At 74.8% G+C, this 23978-nt stretch carries 22 protein-coding genes; 9 read left to right on the top strand and 13 right to left on the bottom strand.

What is annotated here, in order from left to right; all coding sequences use genetic code 11:
* Nucleotide 1: 1 nt before the first annotated feature.
* A complete protein-coding gene (locus tag ACIRD3_RS27530; protein WP_402221757.1) occupies nucleotides 2-802 on the top strand; it encodes a TetR family transcriptional regulator in 801 nt (266 codons plus the stop codon).
* Between the two features lie 115 nt (nucleotides 803-917).
* Here the strand turns inward: ACIRD3_RS27530 and ACIRD3_RS27525 are convergent, their stop codons facing one another.
* Nucleotides 918-2198 carry a GNAT family N-acetyltransferase gene (locus tag ACIRD3_RS27525; RefSeq protein ID WP_402221755.1) on the bottom strand — a complete coding sequence of 427 codons (1281 nt, stop codon included), beginning with the start codon at nucleotides 2196-2198 and terminating at the stop codon, nucleotides 918-920.
* Nucleotides 2199-2254: 56 nt separating this feature from the next.
* The gene (locus ACIRD3_RS27520; protein ID WP_402221752.1) at nucleotides 2255-2776 is read right to left on the bottom strand and encodes a GNAT family N-acetyltransferase; all 522 of its coding nucleotides are present in this window, start codon (nucleotides 2774-2776) and stop codon (nucleotides 2255-2257) included.
* A 122-nt stretch (nucleotides 2777-2898) separates the two neighbouring features.
* Between ACIRD3_RS27520 and ACIRD3_RS27515 the strand changes: the two genes are divergently transcribed.
* Nucleotides 2899-3222, top strand: a complete 324-nt coding sequence (locus ACIRD3_RS27515) for a hypothetical protein (protein ID WP_402221750.1) — start codon at nucleotides 2899-2901, stop codon at nucleotides 3220-3222.
* 65 nt (nucleotides 3223-3287) lie between these two features.
* Here ACIRD3_RS27515 and ACIRD3_RS27510 read toward each other — a convergent pair whose 3' ends face one another.
* The 6 genes from ACIRD3_RS27510 to ACIRD3_RS27485 form a co-directional block, all read right to left on the bottom strand.
* Nucleotides 3288-4586 (bottom strand): C40 family peptidase, encoded by a 1299-nt coding sequence (locus ACIRD3_RS27510; RefSeq protein ID WP_402221747.1) that lies wholly within the window; start codon nucleotides 4584-4586, stop codon nucleotides 3288-3290.
* Between the two features lie 297 nt (nucleotides 4587-4883).
* A complete protein-coding gene (locus tag ACIRD3_RS27505; RefSeq protein WP_402221744.1) occupies nucleotides 4884-5957 on the bottom strand; it encodes a hypothetical protein in 1074 nt (357 codons plus the stop codon).
* Between the two features lie 88 nt (nucleotides 5958-6045).
* A complete protein-coding gene (locus ACIRD3_RS27500; RefSeq protein ID WP_402221742.1) occupies nucleotides 6046-7848 on the bottom strand; it encodes a threonine/serine exporter ThrE family protein in 1803 nt (600 codons plus the stop codon).
* 206 nt (nucleotides 7849-8054) lie between these two features.
* Nucleotides 8055-8708, bottom strand: a complete 654-nt coding sequence (locus tag ACIRD3_RS27495; RefSeq protein ID WP_402221740.1) for a DedA family protein — start codon at nucleotides 8706-8708, stop codon at nucleotides 8055-8057.
* Between the two features lie 140 nt (nucleotides 8709-8848).
* Nucleotides 8849-11200, bottom strand: coding sequence for a tetratricopeptide repeat protein (locus ACIRD3_RS27490; protein ID WP_402221736.1), 2352 nt, complete (start codon nucleotides 11198-11200; stop codon nucleotides 8849-8851).
* A 97-nt stretch (nucleotides 11201-11297) separates the two neighbouring features.
* Nucleotides 11298-13202, bottom strand: a complete 1905-nt coding sequence (locus ACIRD3_RS27485) for an ATP-binding protein (protein ID WP_402221733.1) — start codon at nucleotides 13200-13202, stop codon at nucleotides 11298-11300.
* A 320-nt stretch (nucleotides 13203-13522) separates the two neighbouring features.
* Here ACIRD3_RS27485 and ACIRD3_RS27480 point away from each other — a divergent pair, with 320 nt between their 5' ends.
* Complete coding sequence (locus tag ACIRD3_RS27480; protein ID WP_402221730.1) at nucleotides 13523-13846, top strand: hypothetical protein; 324 nt, start codon at nucleotides 13523-13525, stop codon at nucleotides 13844-13846.
* A gap of 107 nt (nucleotides 13847-13953) precedes the next feature.
* Here the strand turns inward: ACIRD3_RS27480 and ACIRD3_RS27475 are convergent, their stop codons facing one another.
* The gene (locus tag ACIRD3_RS27475) at nucleotides 13954-15117 is read right to left on the bottom strand and encodes a TetR/AcrR family transcriptional regulator (protein WP_402221728.1); all 1164 of its coding nucleotides are present in this window, start codon (nucleotides 15115-15117) and stop codon (nucleotides 13954-13956) included.
* A 197-nt stretch (nucleotides 15118-15314) separates the two neighbouring features.
* On the opposite strand from ACIRD3_RS27475, the gene ACIRD3_RS27470 reads away from it, so the two are divergent.
* Nucleotides 15315-16472, top strand: a complete 1158-nt coding sequence (locus tag ACIRD3_RS27470) for an acyl-CoA dehydrogenase family protein (protein ID WP_402221725.1) — start codon at nucleotides 15315-15317, stop codon at nucleotides 16470-16472.
* Nucleotides 16473-16597: 125 nt separating this feature from the next.
* Here ACIRD3_RS27470 and ACIRD3_RS27465 read toward each other — a convergent pair whose 3' ends face one another.
* Nucleotides 16598-16864 carry a hypothetical protein gene (locus ACIRD3_RS27465; RefSeq protein ID WP_402221723.1) on the bottom strand — a complete coding sequence of 89 codons (267 nt, stop codon included), beginning with the start codon at nucleotides 16862-16864 and terminating at the stop codon, nucleotides 16598-16600.
* Between the two features lie 128 nt (nucleotides 16865-16992).
* Here ACIRD3_RS27465 and ACIRD3_RS27460 point away from each other — a divergent pair, with 128 nt between their 5' ends.
* Nucleotides 16993-17310: a cupin gene (locus ACIRD3_RS27460; RefSeq protein ID WP_402221720.1), complete on the top strand. Its 318-nt coding sequence runs from the start codon at nucleotides 16993-16995 to the stop codon at nucleotides 17308-17310.
* 84 nt (nucleotides 17311-17394) lie between these two features.
* On the opposite strand, the gene ACIRD3_RS27455 is transcribed toward ACIRD3_RS27460, so the two are convergent.
* The gene (locus ACIRD3_RS27455; protein WP_402221717.1) at nucleotides 17395-17979 is read right to left on the bottom strand and encodes a TetR/AcrR family transcriptional regulator; all 585 of its coding nucleotides are present in this window, start codon (nucleotides 17977-17979) and stop codon (nucleotides 17395-17397) included.
* Nucleotides 17980-18089: 110 nt separating this feature from the next.
* Between ACIRD3_RS27455 and ACIRD3_RS27450 the strand changes: the two genes are divergently transcribed.
* From ACIRD3_RS27450 to ACIRD3_RS27435, 4 genes are all read left to right on the top strand, one after another.
* Complete coding sequence (locus ACIRD3_RS27450; protein ID WP_402221714.1) at nucleotides 18090-19640, top strand: MFS transporter; 1551 nt, start codon at nucleotides 18090-18092, stop codon at nucleotides 19638-19640.
* A gap of 143 nt (nucleotides 19641-19783) precedes the next feature.
* Nucleotides 19784-20419, top strand: a complete 636-nt coding sequence (locus ACIRD3_RS27445; protein ID WP_402221712.1) for a class I SAM-dependent methyltransferase — start codon at nucleotides 19784-19786, stop codon at nucleotides 20417-20419.
* A gap of 217 nt (nucleotides 20420-20636) precedes the next feature.
* On the top strand, nucleotides 20637-20915 hold the full coding sequence (gene tatA / locus ACIRD3_RS27440; RefSeq protein WP_402221709.1) for a Sec-independent protein translocase subunit TatA: 279 nt from the start codon (nucleotides 20637-20639) through the stop codon (nucleotides 20913-20915).
* 212 nt (nucleotides 20916-21127) lie between these two features.
* Nucleotides 21128-21652 carry an ion channel gene (locus ACIRD3_RS27435; RefSeq protein ID WP_402221706.1) on the top strand — a complete coding sequence of 175 codons (525 nt, stop codon included), beginning with the start codon at nucleotides 21128-21130 and terminating at the stop codon, nucleotides 21650-21652.
* Nucleotides 21653-21708: 56 nt separating this feature from the next.
* Here the strand turns inward: ACIRD3_RS27435 and ACIRD3_RS27430 are convergent, their stop codons facing one another.
* Complete coding sequence (locus tag ACIRD3_RS27430) at nucleotides 21709-22083, bottom strand: VOC family protein (protein ID WP_402221703.1); 375 nt, start codon at nucleotides 22081-22083, stop codon at nucleotides 21709-21711.
* 52 nt (nucleotides 22084-22135) lie between these two features.
* Nucleotides 22136-23710: a protein kinase gene (locus ACIRD3_RS27425; RefSeq protein WP_402221700.1), complete on the bottom strand. Its 1575-nt coding sequence runs from the start codon at nucleotides 23708-23710 to the stop codon at nucleotides 22136-22138.
* Between the last annotated feature and the right edge of the window lie 268 nt (nucleotides 23711-23978).

The following is a 23978-nucleotide window of genomic DNA, read 5'->3' as shown; positions in this document are numbered from 1 at the left end:
CGTGGACGACCTGGCAGCGACGAACCGAACGGACGGCGAGAACGGTGCGGCCGAGGACTCGGCCGCACCCGGCGCGGAAGGCGGGCCCCTGCCCGGCGGCCGGGCGCAGCCGAAGACCGACAAGAGTGAGGCGACCCGGGCGCTGATCCTGGAGACGGCCATGCGGCTGTTCCAGGAGCGGGGCTACGAGAAGACCACCATGCGCGCGATCGCCACCGAGGCGGGCGTCTCGGTGGGCAACGCCTACTACTACTTCTCGGCGAAGGAATTCCTGATCCAGGGGTTCTACGACCGGATGACCTACGACCACGCGGCCGACGCCAAGCGCCGCATGGCCCACACCCGGGACTTCTCCGAGCGGTTGCAGATCGCGCTGGTCTCGTGGCTCGACACGGCCGCCCCGTACCACGAGTTCTCCGCGCAGTTCTTCCGCACCGCGGCCGACCCGACCAGCTCGCTGAGCCCGTTCTCCAACGAGTCCCACCCGGCCCGGGCGACGGCGGTCGAGCTGTTCCGCGAGGTCCTGCAGGGCTCGGAGCTGGCACCCAAGCTGGACGCCGAACTGGTCGAGCTGCTGCCCGACGTGCTGTGGTTGCACCTGATGATCGTGGTGCTCTACTGGGTCTTCGACCGCACCCCGGACACCGAGCGGACCAGGGAGTTCGTCCGGCGTTCGACGCCGCTGGCGGCCCGGGTGATCAACCTGTCGCGCTACCGGGTGTTCCGCCCGATCGTCCGCGACGCCAAGGGCCTGATCCAGGACTTCATCCTGCCGACCATCGGCAAGACCGCGACCAAGTGAGGCCCGGCCGGGGCGACCCGGACGGCCGGGGCGACCCGGGCCGCGGAAACGGCGGCGGGGCCGGCCCCCACCGGGACCGGCCCCGCCGTCGTGGAACTCCACCGCGCCGGACCGCTCAGAACTCGGTCGGCGTCCACGCCCGCAGCGGCGTGCGCAGCAGCAGGTCGGCGGCGGCCGCCGCGCCCGGGCGCAGCTCGGTGACCAGCCCCGCGGCGGCCAGCCTCGGGGCGGTCTCCGCGCCCAGGTAGAGCGATCCCAACTCCGAGGCGCCGAGGGCGAGATCGGCCTCGGCCGTGGTCCGGGTGCAGCGGCCGGAACCGTCCGCGCCGACCTCGATCGCCCAACGCCCGGACGCGTAGCCGAGCTTGTCGTCGACCTCCAGCACCACCCGGCCGGGGGCGCCGTACGTCCGGACCTCGAACGCGGCCCCGGTGTCCAGCAACCGCAGCCACATCTGGTCGGAGTTCAGCTCGTGCGGGGTGGCGGCACGCGGGTCCTGGAGCAGCAGGGGCAGCGGGTCGTCCGGGCCGAGGTTCTCCACCACGACCTTGCCCACCCAGTCGACGGACAGCACGAAGCGCCACAGTTCCACGGAGGTCGGCAGGTCGAGGGCGATGACGTCGTCCACGGTGAGCGTGCTGTCCGGGCGGGCGCCGTCCCACTTGGTGTCGACCCGGTAGACGACCAGCCCGGTGACCGTGCCGTCGGCGTCCCGGTGGACGGCGGCGAACGGCTCCTTGAACTCGTCACCCGGGACCCGGACCTCCCCGACGGTGCGCTCCCACCACAGCCCGTCGCGGACGATGGCGCCCGGCTGGGTCCGCCGCCAGCGCTCGTGCAGCGCGGCCCCGAGCTCGCGCAGCTCCGCCATGGTCACGAAGTCGATCCGGCCGCCGGGCACGCCCGGCAGCCCCTCCCGCAGGCCCCGGGTGCGGCGGAGGTCGATCCTCCAGCCGGAGCCACGGGTGGCCGGGCCGAAACCGAACCGGCCGTAGATGTTGTACTCGGCGGCCATCAGGACGGCGACGGCCACGCCGCGCTCGGCGGCGGCGGCGAGGTCCCGGCGCATCATCGTGCTGAGCAGACCGCGGCGGCGGTGGGTGGCGCTCACCGTGACGTTGGTGATGGCGTCGGCCGCCACCGTCGCCCCGCCCGGGACGGTCAGCTCGGTGTCGAAGCTCCGGTAGGTGGCGATCTGGCGCTCGCCGTCGAAGCCGGCCAGCATCCGGCCCGGCTCCCAGCGCCGGCGGCGCAGCTCCGGCGCGACACCCGCGTGCGGGCGCAGGAACCCGAAGTTGAGCGCCCGGTTCCACTCCTCCACCTCGTCGACCGAGACGGCCCTGACCAGGAGTCCGTTCACGGTGTCGACGGCCGGGTGATCCATGCTGTTGCCCATCGGCCCACCGTACGGCGGCCCCCCGGGAGCGGCACCCGATTAATTCCGTACCCGATTCATGCCGCGCCCGCCCCGGTGTGCTCCCCCGGCAGCACCACCCAGTGGTTGGTGTGCAGGACCCGGTCCGCGAAGTCGACGTCGCGCTCGCCGACCAGCCGGAAGCCCAGCGCCCGGCAGATCGCGTTGGACGGGCCGTTGGTCCTCCCCGGGTTGGCGTGCACCTCGCCCCAGCGGCCGTCCGCGGCGGCGGCGTCCAGCACCCGGCGGACGGCCTCCTTGGCGAGGCCCCGGCCCTGGTGCTCGGGCAGCACCATCCAGCCGATCTCGGAGACCCGCTCGCCGTCCTCCTCCTCGGCCGACCAGAGGTTGACCGTGCCCGCGACCTCGCCGTCCTCGGTGCCGTCCGGGACGATCATCCTGATCCAGCAGCGGTCCGCCGCCGCCTCCACCACGTCCTTGCGGTGCCGCTCCTCCACCGCCTCCCGGGACAGCGGACCGCCCAACTCGGCCATCATCACCGGGTCGCAGCGCATCCGCAGGTACGCCTCGACATCTCCCGCACGAACATCCCGCAGCATCACGACGACTCCTCAGAACGGTCGGGAGGCCACGCTACCGCCGACCCCCGACAGTGGCGCCGGAGTGCCCTTGCTGCCATCCTCGTGCCGGTTCAGGTACGGACGATCTCCCGGGGGGAGCCATGGAGGACGAATACCGCCGCAGGCTGAAGGAGTACGAGGGCCGCAGCACCACGGCGAAGGCGCTGGGCGCGCTGACGGTGCTCGGCTGGGTCTGGGCGGCCTGGCTGGTCCTCGCCCCGGCCGGCGGGGACTGCGGCTCGCCCGCGTTCTACGAACCGCTCGGCTACCACCTGCAGGAGGTATGCGATTCCCAGGTGATCGGCCGGATCGGCGGGGCGGTCGCGGTCGTCGTCCTGACGCTCCCGCTCTGCGCCGCGTGGGTCTGGGCCCTCGGCGGGCTGCGCGTCCGCCGGGAGGAGCTGGGCGCGCTGTTCGGCCGGTGACCCGCGGGGCGGGGACCGACGGAGGACGGTCCCCGCCCCGCCCGGATGACGGTCCCGGCCCGGGCTCACGGGCGGGCGTAGAAGTCCGGGGTGCCCATGATCCAGAGGCTGGCCTGCTTGATCGGCATGCCCGCGCGCGGGGCCTCGATCATCTGGTCGTCGCCGATGTAGAGCCCGACGTGGAAGATGTCGGCCGCGCGGCCGGAGTCCGTCCAGAACACCAGGTCCCCGGGCCGCAGTTGGCGGTAGCCGATCCGGGTGCTCTGGGCGTACTGGTCGGCCGCGAAGTGGTTCAGCGGCCGGCCGCCCTCGCGCCAGGCCATCATGGTCAGCCCCGAGCAGTCGTAGCCGTCGGGGCCCTCGCCGCCCCAGACGTAGGGCAGTCCGATCTTGGACTTGGCGAAGGCCACCGCGGCGGCCGCGCCCTCGGCGGACCACGGACGCTCCGCCGGCGGCGCACCGGGCGCTGGGGCGGCGGCCGCGGCTGCGGCGGCCTCGGCCTCGGCTTCCCGGGCGGCCTGCTCGGCGGCGGCCCGGGCCGCCGCCTCGGCTTCGCGGGCGGCGATCGCCTCCAGCGCCTCGCGGCGCCGGCGCTCCAGCTCGACGGTGGTGTTCCGGGCCGCGGCCAGCTCGGTGAGCAGGTGCTCGCGGCGCAGGCCGGCGGCCGTCACCTCGCCCTGCTGGGCGGCCAGCCGCTGCTCCGCCCGCGCCCTGGCCGCGCCGACCTCGACGGCGGCCTTCTCCGCGGTCTCGGTGGCGGCCCGGGCGGCGGCGGAGGCGGTCCTGGCGGCGGCGGCCGTGGAGGTGGCGGCGTCCAGGATCTGCCGGGTGCGCTCGCTGACCACCCCGACCACGGCGGCGCGGTCGCCCGCCTCGCGCGCGCCGTGGGCGCCGAGCAGCGCGTTGAGCGCGGACAGTTCGGCGCCCGCGCCCTGCCGGTAGGTCTCGGCGGCGAGCCGGGCCGCGTCCTCGGCGGCGGCCGACCGCTCGGCCTCCGCTTGGGCGGCCCGCCGCGCGGCGGCGCCTTCCTCGGCGCGGGCCCGGGCGAGGGCGAGCTGGGCGCCGTTGTAGGCCTCGACGGCCTGTTCGGCTCCGCGCCCGGCCCGGTCCAGCTCGGCCCGGGCGGCGGTGAGCGCGGCCTCCAGGGTGGCGACCGAGGAGGCCTTGCCGGCGGCCTCGGTCCGGGCGCGGTCGATCTCCTCGGTGCTCGGGTACGGGTCCCCGCCGCCGGCCGGCCGGCTCGCCGGTTCGCCGACGACCGGCTCGCCCGTGGCCGGGGTGACCGGTACGGCCCGGGCGGCCGGGAGCAGCCCGAACAGGGCGGTGAGCGACAACAGGAGGGTCGGCAGGAGCCTGCGCGCCACGGGACATCCCTTCTGACGGGTCCGGAGGGGACGGCCGCGGACGGCCCACGCCCGACGGCGCTCGGCGGACGACGGCCAGCGGACGGCGCACGGCGCACGGGCGGCCGCCGGGCGGGCGGACGCCGACCGGCGGCAGGGAATCCGACGATTCATCCCATCACGTGACAGAACGGTCACATGACGCTCATGTTCTCAATTCCAGCGGCCCTCACACCCGGAAAGGCGCTCCGCCAGTCGAGGGACCATCCGATGATCCGACCAGGAATCAACCCCATCGAGGCGGACGGGGTGGACGGACTACCGGTGGATCCGGGGGGTGTGCGTCCGCAGCCGGGGGTGTCGCTCGGGACGGCGCTCCAGCCCGGTCGGACCGATCGCATAGGTCCGGCTGCGCCCGGCCCGGACCGTACGGCGCCGCTGCTGCGCCCGGTGGGAGCGGCCGGGACCGGCCCCGTGCGCCGAACCGTCCGCCGCCGGGAACTTCGCCGTCGCCCCGGCGGCGGCCGCCGTGCGGCGGTCGGCCAGCCGGGCCTGGCGGCGGGCCAGCGCCCGGGCGGCGTGCGCGTCGAGGTGCGCGGTGGCCCGGGCCGCCATCCGCTCGGCCACCCGGTGGGCGGCCGGGTGGTTGGCGGGCACCTTGTCGGGGGCGCCGGCGATCAGGTCGAAGAGCCAGGTGCGGGCCCGGTCGGCGCGCCGGTGCAGCAGGCGCTCGCGCCGCAGCGCGCGCGCCCGGCGCCGGGGGCGCGTGGTGTACCGCCAGCGGGCCCAGGGGCTGCTCGGCCGGGCGAGCCGGATCGCCCCGATCCAGGACAGGCCGGGAACCATGATCCCGAGCAGGCCGGTCCACATCTTGCCCTTGATCAGGGTGATCACCGAGGCCAGCGCGTTCACCGAGATCACCGTGATCAGGCCCCACCTGGTCTCCTCGCCGGGCAGCGCGCCGAACGGCACGTACCCGATGAGCAGCAGGGCGGTGAACAGGATCCCGAAGATCACCGCGTCCACCGACTTGCGGCCCTGTTCGCTCCAGTACACGTCGTCCAGGTGCAGGATCAGCGCGAACTCGTCCAGCACCAGGCCGCAGCCGATGCCGAAGGCCAGTCCGAACCAGTCCATCCACGGCTGCCCCCCGTACGTGGCGAACACCCCGATGCCGCCGAGCAGCAGGAAGCCCAGGCCGAACACCATGTGGTGGATGTGCAGGCCGCCGGGGGTCACGTTGCCGGGCCACCAGCGCACCTGGGCCCGGATCATCCGGACGCTGAACCGGATGAAGACGAAGGACGTGATGAAACCGACCAGCAGCAGGAACAGCGGTTGCTTGTGGGCGTCGACGATGTGCTCGCGGTAGCTGTCCAACAGTGTGGTCATGCGCCTTACCTTCGTTCCTGGTCCTGCGTCCTGGCTGCCGTGACATGGCCCGGGGCCCAAGAAGGGTCCGACACGGGTCAACGCGCGGTCAGAACCCCCGGGTGCGCTTGGCCGCCCGGCGCGGCCCCGCCGGGTAGAGCGACGGGAGCTCGGCACCGACCGGAAGCTTCAGGAACAACCGGGCGATCTCCCCGCCGAGGTTCACCCCGACGGCCAGCGCCATCGCGATCGCCGCCGCCCGGAAGACCGACACCAGGCCGGCGCTGGAGTGCCCCTGGGCGAAGGCGAGCATCCCGAGGTAGAGGGCCGAACCCGGCATCAGCGGGCCGATCGCGGCGGTGACGTACGGCAGCGCCGAGCCGTTGCGGGAGCGCGCCATCAACTGGCCGAACAGACCGACCAGGCCGGCCGCCACCCCGGTCGCCGCGATCGGGTTGACGCCCGCGTTGTAGACCAGCGCGCCGTAGCTGGACCAGCCGATGGCGCTGTTGGCCGTGACCAAGGCGAGCGTACGGCGGTCGGTCTGCAGCAGCATCGCGAACGCCAGGGTGAGCAGCATCGCGGCGGTCAGCTGGACCGGCGGGGAGCTGACCCCCACCAGGCTCTCGTCCGGCCGCAGCTCCGCCTCGAAGCCGACGCCCAGGTAGAGGATCACCATGACGCCTATCACGATGCCCGCGACCAGGTAGATCACTTCCAGCAGACGGGCCGCGGCGGTGATGTAGAAGCCGGTCAGCCCGTCCTGGACGGCGGCGACCAGGGCGCGCCCGGGCAGCAGGGCGAACAGGCCACCGGTGATCACGACCGAGCCGCGCAGGCCCCAGTCGTTGAAGGACAGGATGATCCCGGAGGCCGCGGCCGGCATCGCGGCCGCCACGAACTGGTAGAACTCCGGCAGCCGGCGCCGGGCCAGCGCGGAGGCCAGCCGGTCGCCGAGGACCGCCGCGACGAAGGCGCTGGCGAAGACCAGCCAGGCCTTGTCGTCGACCCGCCCGCCGACCAGGAAGGTCGCCGCGCCGGCCAGCAGACCGGTGGTCAGGGCGAGCAGCCAGGCCGGGTACGGGTGCCGGTTGCGGCGGATCCGGGCGAGCCGGCGGTAGGCGTCGTTGACCGTCACCTTCTCCGCGGTGATGTCCGCGACCAGCTCGTACACCGCGTTCAGCCGGGTGTAGTCGGAGGTGCGGCGGCGCACCACGCGGTCGGCGGTGACCGGCGGCTCGACCAGGGAGGGCTGGTGCGAGATGCCGATCAGGGTGAAGGTCACCTGCGGCTCGCAGCGGTCCAGCCGGTAGGCGTGCGCGATGCCGAGCATCGCCGCCTCGACGTCCTCGGCGGCCTCGCCGCTGGCCAGCAGCAGCTCGCCGATGCGCAGGGTCAGGTCGAGGATGCGGGGGACGTTGCGGGCCGCGCCGGCCGAGGGGTGCATCTCCCGGGCGGTCCGCTCGAAGGCCGGGCGCTCGGACATCGGGGTGCGCAGCAGCGTGCGCATCCGGTCCGGCCACGGGGCCTCGCCGGGGGCGCCGGCGGTCAGCTCGGGGATCGGGATGCCGGTGGGCGGGGTGTAGCCGGCCGCCCGCCACTCCTCGGGGGTGAGGGTGTCCTCGGCGACCGAGCGGCGGCGGGCCGGGCGGGCGTCCGCGGAGCGGGCAGGCGCGGCGTGGCCGTCCGTCGGACCCGCGCCCCGGGCGCGCACGTCGACGGTGAGCTCGGGGTGCGGCTCGGGGTCGGGGTGCGGCTCGGGGTACGGCTCGGGCTCGGGGGTCGGCTCGGGCGCCAGCAGGCCCTTGGTCTCCGGGGCGGGCGGGGCGAGCGGAACCACGATGGTGGGCTCGACGGGCGGCGCCGGGTGGCCGAGCAGGCCCTCGGTGGGCGGGGCGTCCGCGGGGTGCACCGGCTTCGGGGGTGTCTGCCGCGTCCGGCGGACCGCCCGGCCTCCCCTCGCCCGCTTGCCCGCACCCGGTCGGCCCCGCTTAGGCACTTCCGCTCCTCGCCGCCCCTGGTGGCCGCCGGCCACCGCTCGATCTCGGGTTACACCTTGCCTGATCGAACAGCCCGACGCACATGTACGCGACGTCCCGCGGCCGGGGCGGCGGGCGCCTACCCGGCGCGGTGGCGGGTGGCGGGCGCCGCGCCGGAGCGGCGGGCCCGCAGCAGTTCGAACGCCACCGGGACCACCGAGAGCAGCACGATGCCCACCAGGATGGCCTCGATGTTGTCCCGGACGAACGGGATCCGCCCCAGGAAGTAGCCGAGCACCGTGACCCCGCCGCCCCACAGCACACCGCCGACCAGGTTGAACACCACGAAGGCGCGGTAGTTCATCCTGCTCACCCCGGCGACGACGGGGGTGAAGGTGCGCACGATCGGCACGAAGCGGGCCAGCACGATCGCCTTGGGCCCGTGCCGGTCGAAGAAGGCGGCGGCCTTCTCGACGTTCTCCTGCCGGAAGACCCGGGAGTCGGGGCGGCGGAAGAGGCTCGGCCCGACCTTGCGGCCGAAGAGGTAGCCGACCTGGTCACCCGCCACGGCGGCGGCCACGATCAGTGCGCAGACCAGCCAGAGCGGCTGGTGCAGGTAGGTGCCGCCGGCCACCAGCAGGCCGGTGGTGAACAGCAGCGAGTCGCCCGGCAGGAAGAAGCCGATCAGCAGTCCGGACTCGGCGAAGACGATGGCCAGGATGCCGAGCAGGCCGAAGGTGGAGATCAGGGTGGTCGGATCGAGCCAGGACGGGCCGAGGGCGAGGCTGGTCACGGTGCGGGCACTCCCGGAGGTCGGGTCTTGGCAATGGAATGGTAAAGCATTCACAAAGACTCGATCCGGGCCGGAAAGGTTCCCCGGCCCCGGCCCGAGGCGGGAGCTCAGGACCGCGGCCGGGCCGGAGAACCCGCCGGTCAGAGGCCGTAGCGCTCGACGATCTCCTCGTGCCGGGCGACGTCCGCGCCGGCCGCCTGGGCCAGGACCGGCCAGGCGAGCGGGTGCGTCCAGTCGCCGGTCAGCCGGTGCAGCAGCGCGTCGGCCTCGGCGGCCGAGGCCGTCGGCGGAACCCCGAGGGCCGCGTAGATCCCGGGCAGCGACTCGTCCTCGTCCGCCGGGTCGGTGATCCGGTACTGCTCCCCGCTGTACGCCCACACCGCGTAGCCGTGCTCCCGCAGCCGCTCGCGCAGGGCCGCCCACGGTTCGTCGCCGGGCCAGCCGCCGTCGATCCAGTAGGTGGTGTACCCCGCCGGGTCGAGCAGGGTGAGCACCTCGAACACCGGGCGCCAGTTCCGCCGCTCCTCCTCCGGGGCGTCCTCGGCGGGCGGGCTCTCCAGCAGGGCCGGGCCGAAGACCACCACGTCGCCGTGGTTGAGCGTCAGGTCCTCGCCGAGCACCGGCAGGACGCGGGCGGTGGCCGGGCCCGTCCGGACGGCGGGCAGGTCGGCCGTCGCGCCGTTGGTCCGGGTGGCCCGGACGGTGACCAGCTGCCACTCCTCGTCCACCGGGCCCTCGGGCTCCTCGAACTCAATGCCGAGCAGCGCGCCGGTGGAGCGGACCACGGCCCAGTCCCGGTTGGCGGTGGCCGCGGTGATCAGGTGCCAGAGGTCGGGCTCCCGGACCGCCCGGTGGTCCTCCTCCGGGGCGTCGGCGGGCGCGGCGCGCTCCAGCAGCTCCTGGTAGAAGCGCTGCGCGGTGGCGTGGTCGCCCAGTTCGGTGGCGGCGCGGGCGGCGAGGCGGCGGGTGTTGAGCACCTCGTCGTCCAGCGCGAGGATCGCCCCGCACTGCTCCAGCGCCTCGGCCCAGCGGCTCTCGGCGGCGGCCCAGCGGGCGCGTATCCAGTGCGCGTCGGCCGGCGCCGGGCCGGCCAGCCGGTCGGCGAGGCGTCGCACGCCCTCGGCGTCCCGGGCGTCGATCAGCAGCTCGCCGAGCCTGCCGGTCAGCTCGCGGTCTCCCGGATCGGCCTCCAGCCGCTGCCACAGCAGGTCGGCGGCGGCCCGGGCGTGGCCGAGCCCGCCCAGCACGGTGGCCAGCAGCACCGTCAGCCCGGTGGCGCCGGCCTGCTCACCCCGGTACCGGTCCAGGGCGACGGAGAGCAGGTCGGCGCCGGTCTCGAAGGGCACCCCGGCCTCGGCCAGGTGCGCCGTCAGCTCGCCCGGCGGCACGGGGAGCTCGGGCTCCGGCAGCGCCTCGGCGGCCGCGCGCAGGGCGGCGACCTGCTCCGACACGCCGTCGGTGCGACGCAACCGGGTGAGCTTACGCTCCCCCGTCGCGGCGAGCGTCAGCGCGACCGTCCGGGCACCGCGGGCGAGGGCGAGCCGGCCCGCCGCCAGCAGCAGGTCCACGCAGGGGCGGTGCGCGCCGACGCCGTCCAGGTAGCCGACCCAGCCGGCCAGCACGGCGCCCAGCTCGGCGTCGTTCTCCCGGGCCCCGGCGGCGACCAGCAGCTCGACCGTCTCCGTCCAGGCCGGCCGCAGGTCGGCGTGGAGCTCGGCCTCGGCGCGGTCGGGGAGCAGGGCGAGCGCCTCCTCCGCCCGGCCGAGCGCGGCGAGCGCGCGGGCCCGCAGCAGGGCGCCCCAGCGCTCGTCCCGCTCGTCCAGCCGGCGCCCCTGCGCCAGCTCGGCGCGCTCGGCGGTGTCCAGCAGCTCCAGCACCTCGTCGTACCGCCCCAGCAGGTGCAGGGTGCCGGCCCGGGCCTGGTGGAAGCGGAGCGAGATCCGCTGGCCGGCCGCCCGCATCCGGTGGGCCGCGGTGTCCAGGTGGTCGAGCGCCTCGGCCGCCCGGCCGTCGTCCTCCAGGGCGTCGGAGTACTCGCGGGACAGGCAGTCGTAGCAGGCCCGGCCGGGCTCGATCCGGGAGAGCGTCTCGCCGACGACCTCCAGCCGCTCGGCCACGTACCCGGGCCCGTCGACCCGGGCGTGGCAGATCGCGAAGTCCTGCACCACGCAGACGGACTGCGGGCAGCCCGCCGTCTCCTCCCGGTGCGCGAAGTCCAGCAGGTCGACCACCTCGGGCATGACCGCCTCGCCCTGCTGGCGCTTGTTCAGCAGGTTCTGCATCCGCCAGTGCCGCAGGTAGACCTCGACCCAGGGCAGGCCGAGCGACCGCGCGGCGGCGACCGCCTCCGGGTAGAGCGCGTCCAGCTGGTCGTTGCGGCCCTCCGAGGCGTGGTCGGGCAGCTCGACGATGGCGTCGGCCAGCCGGTGGTGGCCGGCCTCGGCCAACTGCCGGTGGGCGTCGCGCACCCAGGACCAGATGTCGGTGGTCATGCTTCTTCCCCCTGCGTCGTGCTGATGACGTGTCTATCGCGAACCACTGACAAGGGCGCGCCTCCGCCCCGGGCCGGGGGGAGCGGCGACCCGTCCGTCACGCGTCCCCCGCGAGGGCGCCGGGGCTGTCCGGGACGTCCGGCAGGCCGGCCGGCACGGCCGCGGTCAGCGCGGAGACCGCGGTGCCGACGCCGGCCAGCGCGGCGGTGAGGTCGCCGTCGGCGGGGCCGGAGGAGGCCGCGGCCATGATCACCTTGAGCGAGCGGAGCAGCCCGGCCGCGGTGGCGCTGCCGGTGTGCCCGGTGCGGTAGGCGGCGAGCAGGTCCTGGACCGCCGGGCAGGCCAGGTTGAGGTAGAGCCGGGCCCTGACCCCGCCGTCGGTGCGGGCGGTGAACGCCCGGGCCAGCCGCAACGCGGCGGACGGGATCCGGGCGTCGGCCTGGTCGTCCTCGATCCGGGCCTTCAGCTCGGCCTCGCGGTCCGGGACCAGCACCAGCGGCAGGCCCGGCGGGTCGAAGCGGGCCGGGACGAGCTGCTCGCCAGGGTCGGCCAGGGCGCCGGCCAGCCAGGCCGCCTCGCCGTCCGGCAGCGGCCGCTCCGGGTCCCGGAACAGCTCGCGGTTGCCCTGCTCGCTGCCCAGCTCGACCAGCCGGCAACCGCGCAGCTGCGCGTAGCGCCGCAGGAAGGGCAGGACGGCGTAGCGGTCGCCGCGCGCGATCGGCACCCGCATGGCCCGGTACAGCATCTCCTCGAAGCCGCCGCCGCTGCCGAGCGCGACGTGCACCGCTCCCCCGCCGGCCGCCCGCAGCGCGCCGGCGGTGAGGTCGCCCTGCGAGGTGGGCACCGGGACGTCGTCGGCGAGCAGCGTGAACAGCCGCTCGTCGCAGAGCGCGGCGCCGAGCAGGTCCTGGCCGTGCCGGGTGAGGATGCGGCGCCAGGCCGCGGGCCGCAGCCGGGCGGTCTCGTACAGGCCGTCCACGATGGCGTCGGCGAGGGCCTTCCGGAGCGCGCGGTAGTGCTCGTCGCGCTGGAGGTCCTCGCGGCTGGCGGTCGGGGTGAGCCGGCTGGACTCGACCACGCCGCCGATGAACCCGGCCCAGCTGGGCAGCAGTTCACGGGCGTCCTCGGCGAGCAGCATGCCGCGCAGGTAGACGGCGAGGTCGCGGTTGTCGCTGCTGCCGTAGGTGCCGCCGTCCTGGACCCAGAGCAGGCCGATCGCGTCGGTGGCGCCGTCGACCGGGTGGACCGGGAAGGCGGTGAGCGGCTCGAAGCGGCGGCCGAAGGCGGTGGCGAAGCGCATCCGGGCGGCGTGCTGGTCGCCCCCCACGGCCTGGCGCCAGGGCACCTCGACGGAGTTGACCGGCTGCTCGTCCTCGCCGACGTACACCGGGATCGGCAGCAGCACGCAGTAGCGGCCGAGGACGTCGCGCAGGGTGTCCTCGTCGGCGAGGTGGGCGTGCTCGGCCTTGAGCGCCAGCTCGACCACGGTGCCCGGGCGGGGCCGGGCGGGCACCGGCTCGACCCGGTACTGCTCGCCGCCGCGGCTGCGGTAGCGGTGGCCGAGCTGCGGCTCGCGGTGCGAGGTGGTGGTGACGGTGACCTCGTCGGCGATCGAGAAGGCGGAGAGGAAGCCCAGCCCGAAGGCGCCGATCAGCTCCTGGTTGCCGGTGAGTTCGCGCAGCATGCGGGTGTAGCCGGTGCCGACGGTGGCGAGGTAGGAGTGGATCTCGGGCTCGGTGAGGCCGGCTCCGGTGTCCTCGATGGCGACGGTCCGCCGGGCGGCGTCGGCGCGCACCCGGATCAGCGGGCGGTGCTCGCCCTCGGGGTCCTCCAGGAGCCGGCGGGTGTGCGAGTCGTGCGCGTTCTGGACCAGTTCGCGCAGGGCGACCAGCGGGGTGGAGTAGAGGTGGGTGGCGAGGACGCTCACCAGGCCGCCGAGGTCGACCTCGGTCGTCCGCAGCTCCTCGGCGGGGGTGGGCTCGGGCGGGGCACCTTCAGACATGGGTCCCCAGTGTGCCAGTGCGACTATCTGCCGACCATTTCTTTCTTCCCGGGGGTTCCTGACGGAATGGCGGGAGGCGGAATGGCGGACTTCGAAGGACGAGCGCCGGCCTGAGGAGCACCGGTATGACGAGCGCCGGCATGACGGAATCCCGTCAACTCCGAATTGACCCGGCCTCCACCATCGGAGGAATTGCCACCCGTTCGGTGGAGTTCGTCCACACCGCTGGTGAATGCTGAGCGGGCGACGTCAGGCAACGGCGCTGCGGAGCGGCCACTCCGTCCGCGCCACCATTCGCACTTCCAGTCAGGGAGACCAGCGTGTCCCGTATCCGCGCAGCCGCCGCCGTCACCGCCCTCGGGGCGTTCCTCCTCGTCGGCGTCGGTGCCGCCACCGCGCACGCCGACAACGGCGCCGGTGCGACCGACCACTCCAACGGGAGCGTCGTGAGCAACGTCGGCTCCGGCAACGTCATCGGAACGGTCCACGGCAACGTGGTCAACACCCAGCAGACGGCGACCGGTTCGGGCGCGAGCAACCAGAACAACGGCCTCGCCGTGGCCGGCAACGGCGGGAACGTCGGCGCCCTCCAGGGCAACGGCAACGTCGACGCCCGGGTGTACTACCCGCACGTCGTCTCCTAGGCCGCACTCCGCCAGAGGGCCTAGGGCCAGGAGAGCCGAGGGGCCGGGTGCCAGTCCCGCCGTCGCGGGGCGGGCACCCGGCCCCCCGCCGCTTCCCGGCGGGTGATTCAGGCGAGCCCGTTCCGGGAGAGCCCCAGCACCGCCCGGCCGAGCCGCAGCAGGCAGTCCCCCAGGTCCGGCCGGCCGCTGTGCGGGCGGTTCCGCACCCCGTCGTTGACCAGCGAGAACAGCGCGTGCACCCGGATCCGGGCGGCCACCGCGTCGTACTCCGGGTGCACCTGCCGCAGCAGACCGACCCAGGTGCGCAGGAAGTCCCGCCGGAAGTCCACCGCGGCCCGGCGGTCGGGCGGGGCCAGCCGTTCCGTCTCGCTGAGCATCGCGCCCAGGTAGTCGCCGTTGCGCAGGGCGAAGCCGATGTACGCCGCCAGCCCGGCCGACAGCGCCGCACCGGGCCCGTCGGCGGCCGCGATCGCGCCGTCCACCTCGTGCCACAGGCGCTCGCGGCTGCGCACCAGCGAGGCGGCGAGCAACTGGGCCTTGCTCTCGAAGTGCCGGTACACGCTGGGGCCGGAGATGCCGACGGCGGCGCCGAGCTGGTCGGTGCTGACGTTGTCGAAGCCGCGCTGGTGGAACAGCCGGACGGCCGCCGCGAGGAGTTCCTCCCGGCGCGCCCGCGGCCCGGGGTCCGGTGCCGGTCCGGCCGGCGGGTCCTCGGCCGTGCCGTCCAGCGGGACGGCGAGGACGGCAGCGACCAGCTCCCGCAGCAGCGCCTCGGCGCGCCGGGGCTGCGGGGCGGCCGACTGGTAGGACAGCCCGGCGCAGACCGAGAGCGCCGACCAGCAGAGGAACTCGGCGTCGGCGGCGGAGAGTCCGGGGCGCTCCGCGCGCAGCACGGCGGCCATCAGGGCGACGTCCGCGCGCAGCTCGCGGCGCAGCGCGGCCCGTCGCGCCGACGGCAGCAGCCGGGCGTCGCGCTGCACCAGGGTGCCGAGGGGGCGGTGGCCGACCGCGACGGCGGCCAGCGCGGCGCCGAGCTCCCCGGTGGTGCCGGCCGGGCGCAGGCCGTCCGCGAGCGCGTCCAGGCCCAACCGCACGGCGCGGTCCAGGAGTTCGGGCTTGCCGCGGAAGTGCCGGTAGAGCGCGGGCGCGGTGATGCCGACCCCGGCGGCGACCTCGCTCATCGAGACCTGGTGGTAGCCGCTGCGATGGAAGCGGTCGGCTGCCACGGCGAGGATCTGGGCACGCCGTCCGGGCGGCCTTCGGACCACCATGGCGAGCCTCCCGCGCAGCCTTCCGGATCGTCGCCCGAAGGCTAGCAAGGATTCACCCGATCCCCCCAGTGGCCTGGTTTTCCACGGCGGGCGACTCTGGACAGCTGAAGCTACCCGGGATTAACTTGTGGGGCCATCACCTGGAACGTTCCGCCCAGCCGGCAGCTCCGGCCGGCACCGTCGAAGGGAGCGCCGCCGTGCGCCGCACCGTGTTCAACGAGGACCACGAGGCCTTCCGGGAGACCATCCGGGACTTCATCGCCAACGAGGTCGTCCCGGTCTACGAGAGCTGGGAGGCCGAGGGCCACCCGCCGCGCGACTTCTACCGCCGGCTCGGCGCGCTCGGCGTCTACGGCATCGAGGTGCCCGAGGAGTACGGCGGCGCGGGCGAGAGCGGGTTCAAGTTCCAGGCGGTGGTCGCCGAGGAGACCGCCCGGGCGGGCGTCAGCTTCGGCTCCTCCGGCGTGCACACCGGGCTGGTGCTGCCGTACCTGCTGGAGTACGCGAACGAGGAGCAGAAGCGGCGCTGGCTGCCCGGCTTCGTCTCCGGCGACATCATGACCGCGATCGCGATGACCGAACCGGGTGCCGGCTCCGACCTCGCGGGCATCACCACCACCGCGCGGCTCTCCGAGGACGGCACCCACTACGTCCTCAACGGCGCCAAGACCTTCATCACCGGCGGCGTGCTGGCCGACCTCGTCCTGGTGGTCTGCCGCACCGCCCCGTACGACCCGGACAACCGCCGGGCCGGACTGTCCATCCTGTGCGTGGACACCGACTCGCCGGGCTACACCGTCGGCCGCAAGCTGCAGAAGATCGGGCTGCGCACCTCGGACACCGCCGAGCTGGCGTTCAGCGACGTCAAGGTGCCGGTGGAGAACCTGCTCGGCGAGGAGGGCAAGGCCTTCTCCTACCTGACCCACAACCTGGTGCAGGAGCGGCTGGCGATCGCCGTCGGCGCGTACGCGGCGGCCGCGGCGGCGGTGCGCTTCGCGGTGCAGTACGTCAAGGACCGCAAGGTGTTCGGCAAGGCGGTGGCCGAGTTCCAGAACACCAAGTTCACCCTGGCGGACTGCGAGTCCCAGGTGATGGCGCAGCAGTCGATGGTGGACCGCGCGCTGGAGCTGTACCAGAACGGCGAGCTGACCGTGGCCGACGCCGCCGCGGCGAAGCTGTTCTGCACCGAGTCGGCCTCCACCGTGATCGACAAGTGCCTCCAGCTGCACGGTGGTTACGGCTACATCCTGGAGTACCCGATCGCCCGGCTCTACACCGACAACCGGGTGTTCCGGATCTACGGCGGCACCAGCGAGGTCATGCGCAGCATCGTCGCCAAGTCGCTCGGGCTGTAGGTCCGTTCGGTTCCGACGGCGCGACGGGCCGCACCCCCATGGCGGCCCGCCGCGCCGTCCTCGTCCGCTCGGGCCCGGGGCCGGACGGGGCGCGGCCGGTCGGGCCCGGGGCCGGGCGGTGGGGCTCAGTTCGGCGAGGCCTGCTCGGCGCGCCAGGCCTCCCAGCCCGCGGCGGACGCCACTTTGGCCCCGTGCAACGCCCGGTGCGCGATCGCACTCGGCGGAGCGTCCATGTTCCGCATCCAGTTGCGGCCGGCCGTGGCCAGCGCCGCGCACACCATCACCGTCCCGGCCGCGCCGAGTGCCGCGCCGATGCCGGTCAGCACCACGCCGCCGGCCAGCAGCGAGCGGTTGACCTGGAACCCGCTGAAGAAGTTTTGGTTGGTCGCCATGCCTCCACGATGCGGGCAGTCGGCGGGGCCTGCACCTCGGACTGCTCGGGTCGGGGCGCCGGGCCGCTCCGGGTGCGGGACGCCGGGCGGTCCGCGACCCTGGGCACACGGAGTGAGGAGGCGGCGCGATGCCCGATCTCGAACAGCTCGCCGTGGAGCACGCCGCCCTGGCGGCCGAGAGCCCGCACGGGCGCAGCGCCCACCTGGTGCTGCACGACGGCGCCCTGCGGCAGACGGTGATCGCGCTGACCGCCGGGACGGCGCTGGACGAGCACAACCCGCCCACCGCCGGCAGCGTCCAGGTGCTGCGCGGCCGGGTCTCGCTGACCATCGCCGGCCGGCTGCTGGAGCTGCCGGTCGGTCGGCTGGAGCCCGTCCCGCAGGAGCGGCACGGGCTGCTGGCGCACGTCGACTCGGTGGTGCTGCTGACCGCCGTCACCACGTGAACGCCGTCCCCCGCCCGACCGCCGCCTCCCGCCCGGCGCCGTCTCCCGCCCGACCGCCGTCGACCCCTGAGCCACCCGGGCCGCTCAGCCGGGGTTGAGCACGCTGCCGCTGACCAGTCGCAGCCCGCGCAGGAAGTCCTCCCCGCTGGGCGCGAGTTCGGGCGCGGCCAGCCACTGGGCGGCGTAGCCGGCCAGCAGGGTCTGGTAGAAGGCGCCGCGGGCCAGCTCCTCCTCGTTCTCCGCCACCTCGGGCAGCCCCTGGAACAGGGCGGCGAGTCCGAGCCGGCCGTCCTTCTGCGCCCCCGCGAACGCCTCGGCCAGCTCGGGCGCGTGCGCGGCCTGCGCGAGCGCCTCGAACTGGGCGGCCCAGAGCCCGCGGTGCTCGACGAAGACGTCCCGCAGGCCGTCCCAGACGGCGGCGAAGCGCTTCTCCGGGTCGCCCGACACCTCGTTGGCGGCGACCACCACCGCGCCCAGGGCGGTCCCCATGTCACCGATCGCCTCGATCATCGCCGCGTTGAGCAGCGCGTCCTTCGATCCGAAGTGGTAGCCGATCGCGGCCAGGCTGACACCGGAGGCGGTGGCGATGTCGCGGGCGGTGGTGCGCCCGTAGCCCTTCTCGTACAGGCAGCGCTTGGCGCCGGCCATCAGGTCTTCGCGGTTTCCCATGCCCCCGATCCTACGGAACGGCTGCACAAATGTCTTGCACGCGCGTCTTGCACGTTCGATTTACACGAACGTACTAGACAAACGTCTGACACGATCGTACTGTCTTCCCCATGACCGCAACCACCGGCCGCGCAGGCCGTCGCGAATGGATCGGCCTGGCCGTCCTCCTGCTCCCGACCCTCGTCCTGACCATGGACATGGGCGTGCTCTTCTTCGCCGTCCCGTACATCTCCACCACGCTGGCGCCCAGCGGCACCCAGCAGCTGTGGATCATGGACATGTACTCGTTCCTGCTGGCCGGGCTGCTCATCACGATGGGCTCGCTGGGCGACCGGATCGGCCGCCGCCGGCTGCTGATGATCGGCGCCACCGGCTTCATCGGCGCCTCGCTGCTGGCCGCCTGGTCGCACGACGCCGGCCAGCTGATCGCGGCCCGCGCCCTGCTCGGCACCGCCGGGGCCACCGTGATGCCCTCGACCCTCGCGCTGATCCGCAACATGTTCCACGACCCCAGGCAGCGGCAGGTCGCGCTCGGCGCCTGGGGCGGCATCCTCACCGCCGGGGCCACCCTCGGCCCGGTCGCCGGCGGCCTGCTGCTCGACCACTTCTGGTGGGGCTCGGCCTTCCTGCCCGCCGTCCCGGTGATGGCCCTGGTGCTGCTGACCGCGCCGATCCTGCTCCCCGAGTACCGCTCCACCGCCCGCGGCGGCCGCTTCGACCTGCTCGGCGCCGCCCTCTCGCTGGCCGCGATCCTGCCGCTCGTCTACGGCGTCAAGACCCTCGCCGTCGAGGGCTGGAGCCTGCTCCCCGGGCTCGCCGTTCCGGCCGGCCTGCTGCTCGCCGCCCTGTTCGTCCTGCGCCAGCGCACCGCCGCGGACCCGCTGCTCGACCTGAGCCTGTTCCGGATCCGCACCTTCAGCGGCGCGATCAGCGTCAACACCATCGCGATGTTCGCGATGATGGGCTTCTCCCTCTTCACCTCGCAGTACCTGCAGCTGGTCAAGGGCATGAGCCCGCTGACCGCCTCGCTCTGGTCGCTGGTGCCGAGCGTCGGCGTCGGCGCGGCGGTCGGGATCAGCTCCGCGCTGGCCGGCAGGGTCCGCCCGGCAACGCTGATGAGCGGCGGGTTCCTGATCGGCGCGACGGGCTTCGCGATGATGACGCAGGTCGGCGCGCACTCCCCGCTCGCCCTGGTCCTCACCGCGGCGGGTGTGCTGGCCGCCGGGACCGTCGGCACCATGACGATGACCGCCGAGATGGTCGTCTCCGCCGCCCCGGTCGAGCAGGCCGGCGCCGCCTCCGCCACCTCGGAGACCGCGGTCGAGCTCGGCAGCTCGCTCGGCATCGCCCTGCTCGGCGCGGCCGGCGCGGCCGTCTACCACCACCGGCTGGACGGCGCCCTCCCGGCCGGCGTCGAGGGCGAGGCCGCCCGGACCGCCCAGGACACCCTCGGCGGGGCGGTCCACACCGCCGCCCAGCTGCCCGGCACGCTCGGCGCCGACCTGCTGGAGACCGCCCGCACCGCCTTCACCGACGGTCTGCACGTCGCGGCCGTGGTCGGCCTGGTCTTCGCCCTCGGCGCGGCGCTCCTGGCCCACCGCCTGATGCGCCACCTCCCGGCCGCCGCCCCCGCCCGGCCCGCCGAGCCCGCCACCGTCTGAACCACGCCGGCCCGATCCACCGCGGCCCGATCCACGCGAGTCATCGAGAGCCTCCGCCCGTGCCAGGGCGGGGGCTCTCCGCCGTACCGGGGAAGGCCGGAGACCCCTGCCGGCCGGCGACCGCCCGTGCCAGGGTGAGGGCCATGGGTGCTGATCGGGCGCGGGTGCGCGGGAGTTACGACACGGTGGCGGAGGAGTACCTGGGGCGGATCGGGGACGAGCTGGCGCACAAGGCCGTCGACCGGGCGCTGTTGGGGGTGGTCGTGGAGGAGGCGGCCGGCGGGGTGGTGGCGGACCTGGGCTGCGGGCCCGGGCACGTGGCGGGGTGGCTGACCGGGCGCGGGGCCGAGGTGGTGGGGGTCGACCTCTCGCCGCGGATGGTCGGGCTGGCCCGGCGCGAACAGCCGCGGGCCGCGTTCCGCACCGGCGACCTGCTGGCGCTGCCCGCCGCCGACGGGGAGTTCGCGGCCGCCGTGGCGCTGTACTCGGTGATCCACCTGGAACCGGAGGAGCTGGCGCCCGCGTTCGCCGAGATGCGACGGGTGCTGCGGCCCGGCGGCGTGCTGCTGGTCTCCTTCCACCTGGGCACCGAGGTGCGGCGGATGCGGGAGTGGTGGGGCCACCCGGTGGACGTCGACTTCCACTTCCTGGAGAGCGACACCGTCGCCGAGCGCCTCGCCGGGGCCGGGTTCACCGTCGAGGTGCGGATGGAGCGCGCGGCCCTGCCCGAGGAGGCGCCCACCCGGCGCGGCTACCTGCTGGCCCGGCGTACGGCCTGACCGTCCACGCCGTACGGGCCGTACGGGCCGATTGCCCGGCCGGTGGACCGCCGCCGAGGAGCGGTCGCCGTCGGCCTCGCGATCCGCTGGAGCGGCACCTGGTTTTTGGCCAGCGTTTCCCGGCCGGTGTATCCGTTCGCCGTGAGGGCCAGGCATACTGGCCAGCACGGGCGCTAGCCCGCCGTGACTCTAGACAAGAAGGGACCGGTGGCCAGGGATGCTGCGGAACGGTCTTGAGCCCTGGCACATCTTCGTGGTGCTGGCGGTCGTCATTCTGCTGTTCGGTTCGAAGAAGCTGCCGGAGATGGCCCGCGGCCTGGGCAAGTCGATGCGCATCCTGAAGGCCGAGACCAAGGCCATGCGCGAGGACGAGACCCCGGCGGACGCCGGCACCGCGCAGAGCACCGCCGCTCCCCAGCAGAGCGCGGACCGTCCGGCCGTCACGCCGACCAACGTGACCAAGGCCACCGAGGCGAAGCGGCCCGAGAGCGCCTGAGTCTCCCCCTTCCTGTCAAGAGCCCCCGGTGACCCACCGGGGGCTCTCGGCTGTCCGGGGGGCATTCGGCTGTCCGGGGCCACGCCCCCGGACGACCCGGGCGGCCGGTCGGTGGGGGCGCCGGATCCGTCCGCCCCGCCCGGTCCGGCCCGTTCGCCCGGACGGAGCAGGCGGGCGGGCGGCGGGGGCGGACGGCGGCCAGGCTGGTCGGGATGTCCGAGAACCCGCCACCGCCGCCCGCCGACCTGCGGGCCTGGTTCTGGCTGCTGTGCGCTTTCACCCTGCTGATGGTCGGGTACTTCACGCTTCCGCTGGGGTGGTTGGGCGAACACCGGCCGGTGCTGAGCTGGGCCCTGTTCGTCTGCGCGCTGGTCGGCCTGACCTGGCTGCTGCTGGTCAAGATCGCGGGCGTGCTGCGGGGGACGGCCCGGCGTCCGGTGGTCTGGCTGGCCTTCCTGATCAGTCTGGCGCTGACCGTCTTCTCGGCGACGTACTACGTCCTGGGTTCGCACAAGGCGGAGTTCGCCGGCCTGGAGACCCGGCTGGACGCGCTGTACTTCACGGTCGTAACGCTGGCGACGGTCGGGTACGGCGACATCACCCCCTCGGGGCAGACGGCGCGGTTCGTGGTGGTGCTGCAGATCGGCTACAACTTCGTCTTCCTCGCGGCGGCGGCCGGGACGGCCTCCCGGGCGATCCGCGGGAACGTCGAACGGCGGATCCGGCAGAAGGGCTGAGCCCGCGGGCGGGCCGGGCCGGGCGCCGTCCACAGGCTGTGGACGACGCCGTGGACTCAGGAGCGACCGGTGTCGATCACGCAGAAGCGGTTGCCGTCGGGGCAGGCGAGGACCACGAAGTCGGGGTCCTCCGGGTACAGGTCCCAGTCGACCCGCTCGGCACCGAGCGCGACCAGCCGCTCCACCTCGGCGGCCTGGTCGGCGGCGTCCCCGGCGTAGAGGTCGAGGTGGACCCTCGGGTGCTCCTGGACGGGCGACTCGCTCAGGCCGAGGGCGAGCTGCACCCCGCCCGCGCCCTCGGCGGGCACCAGCACCGTCCAGTCCTCCTCCACCAGCCCGCCGCGCGGCACGTAGCCGAGCGCCGCCGTCCAGAAGGCAACGGCGCGCGGCATGTCGGAGACACCGAGGACGAGGGAACCGATCGTCAGCACGGGCCCATTCTGACGCCCCGTCCGCGGGCGGAGGTCCGACGGGCCAGCCCGGTCAGTCGTCCTGGAGGTCGGCCGCGCTGTGCAGGGTGGCGAACAGGGCCGAGAGGCGGGCGTTCCAGTTGGCGTAGGTCGGGGCGTCGACGGCGTGCCGCTTGCCCATGTCCTTGATCACCTTCTGGGCGTTCTTCAGCTCCTGCGCGGCCGCGTCCGGGTCGCCCTCGTTGAGGCGGGCGGAGGTGGTGTCGAGGATCCGCAGCAGCTCCGTCTGCTTGTCCCGGTCCTTGCCGAGCTGGGCCTGGGCCACCGCCTGCCGGAAGGACTGGAGCTGCAGCGCCGCGGGCTGGTTGCGCGGGACGGCCTGGGTGGGCGTCGGGGCCGCCGAGGGGCCGGCGGGGGCGGTGGCGGTCGCGACGGGCGTCGGGGCGGTGCCGGGCGGCGCGGCGGGGGTGGAGGCCGCGGCGGGCTTGGTGGGCGCGGCGTGGCCCGCCGGCTCGTCGAAGGCGGAGACGGCCAGGGCGGTGACGCCGGCCAGCGCGGCGACGCCCAGCGCGCCGAGCACCAGCGGCTTGCGGCGGCCGGTGCGGGCCGCGGGAGCGCCAGGAGCGCCGGGAGCAGGACCGCCGACGGGCCCCGCGACCGGCACGGGAGCCATCACCGAGGTGGCGGCCGGGGCCTGGGGCGGGAGGACGGTGGTGTGCTGCTGGTTCGATGCCACCGGACCCGGCCCCGGAGCCGGAGCCTGGACCGGCGGCAGCAGCTGGGTGGGGGCGGCCGTGGCCAGCAGCTCGGCCGTCGGGTCCCCGACCACCAACCCCGGCACGGTGGCCAGCAGTTCGGCCCGGGCGGCGGTGGCGTCCGCCGGACGGCCGGCCGGGTCCTTGGCGAGCAGGCGCAGCACCGCCGCGTCCAGGGCCGGCGGCAGGCCGGGGCGCCGCGCGGACGGCGGCAGCGGCTGCTCGCTGACGTGCTTGAAGGCGATCGCCACCGGGGTCTCGGCGGTGAACGGGGTCGCTCCGGTGAGCATCTCGGTCAGCACGCAGCCGACCGCGTACAGGTCGGTCCGGCCGTCCAACGGGGAGGCGGTCGCCTGCTCGGGCGAGAGGTAGGCGGCCGTGCCGAGCACGCTCGCGGTCTGGGTCAGGTTGCTGGAGGAGCCGGCCCGGGCGATGCCGAAGTCGACGACCTTCACGCCGCCGTCTTCGGTGATCATGATGTTCCCGGGCTTGATGTCCCGGTGCACCAGTCCGGCCGCGTGCGCGACCGCGAGCGCCTCGCAGACCGCCGCCGCGATGCCGACGGCGCGCTCCACCGGCAGGGTCGGCTGCTGGGCCAGCAGCGCGGCCAGGGAACGGCCGCTGACCAGCTCCATCACGATGAACGGGGTGCCCTGGTCCACGCCCGAGTCGAAGACCATGACGATCCTCGGGTGCACCAGCATGGCCGCGTGCTGCGCCTCCCGGCTGAAGCGCTCGGCGAAGCGGGGGTCGTCGGCGAGACCGCCGTTGAGGACCTTCACGGCGACCTGGCGGCCGAGCACGCGGTCCACGCCGCGCCAGACGGTGGCCATGCCGCCGACGCCGAGCGTCTCGACGAGTTCGTAACGCCCGTTCAGCGCCCGTCCGATCACCTGGAGCTCCCCTCACGTGCCGTGCCCGGGGTCCCGGGCCGCCTCGTGCACCTGTGCACGATAGCCGTACGGCCGTGCGCCCGGCCGGGGGCGGAGGGTGGCGGTCGGGGGACCGGGCAGCGGTCCCCCGGCCGCCGGCGCGGGGGTGGGGGCCCCCCCGGGGGGGGGGGGGGGGGGCGGCCCGGTGGGGGGGGGGGGGGGCGGGGGGGGGGGCGGGGGGGCGCGGGGCGGGGCGGCCGGGGGCGGGCGGGGGGGGGGGGGGGCCGGG

Origin of the sequence: Kitasatospora sp. NPDC093550, assembly GCF_044764985.1 — a bacterium.
GTDB lineage: Bacteria > Actinomycetota > Actinomycetes > Streptomycetales > Streptomycetaceae > Kitasatospora.
Note: the sequence above shows the minus strand (reverse complement) of the source record. Positions and strands in the feature narration are given on the sequence as shown.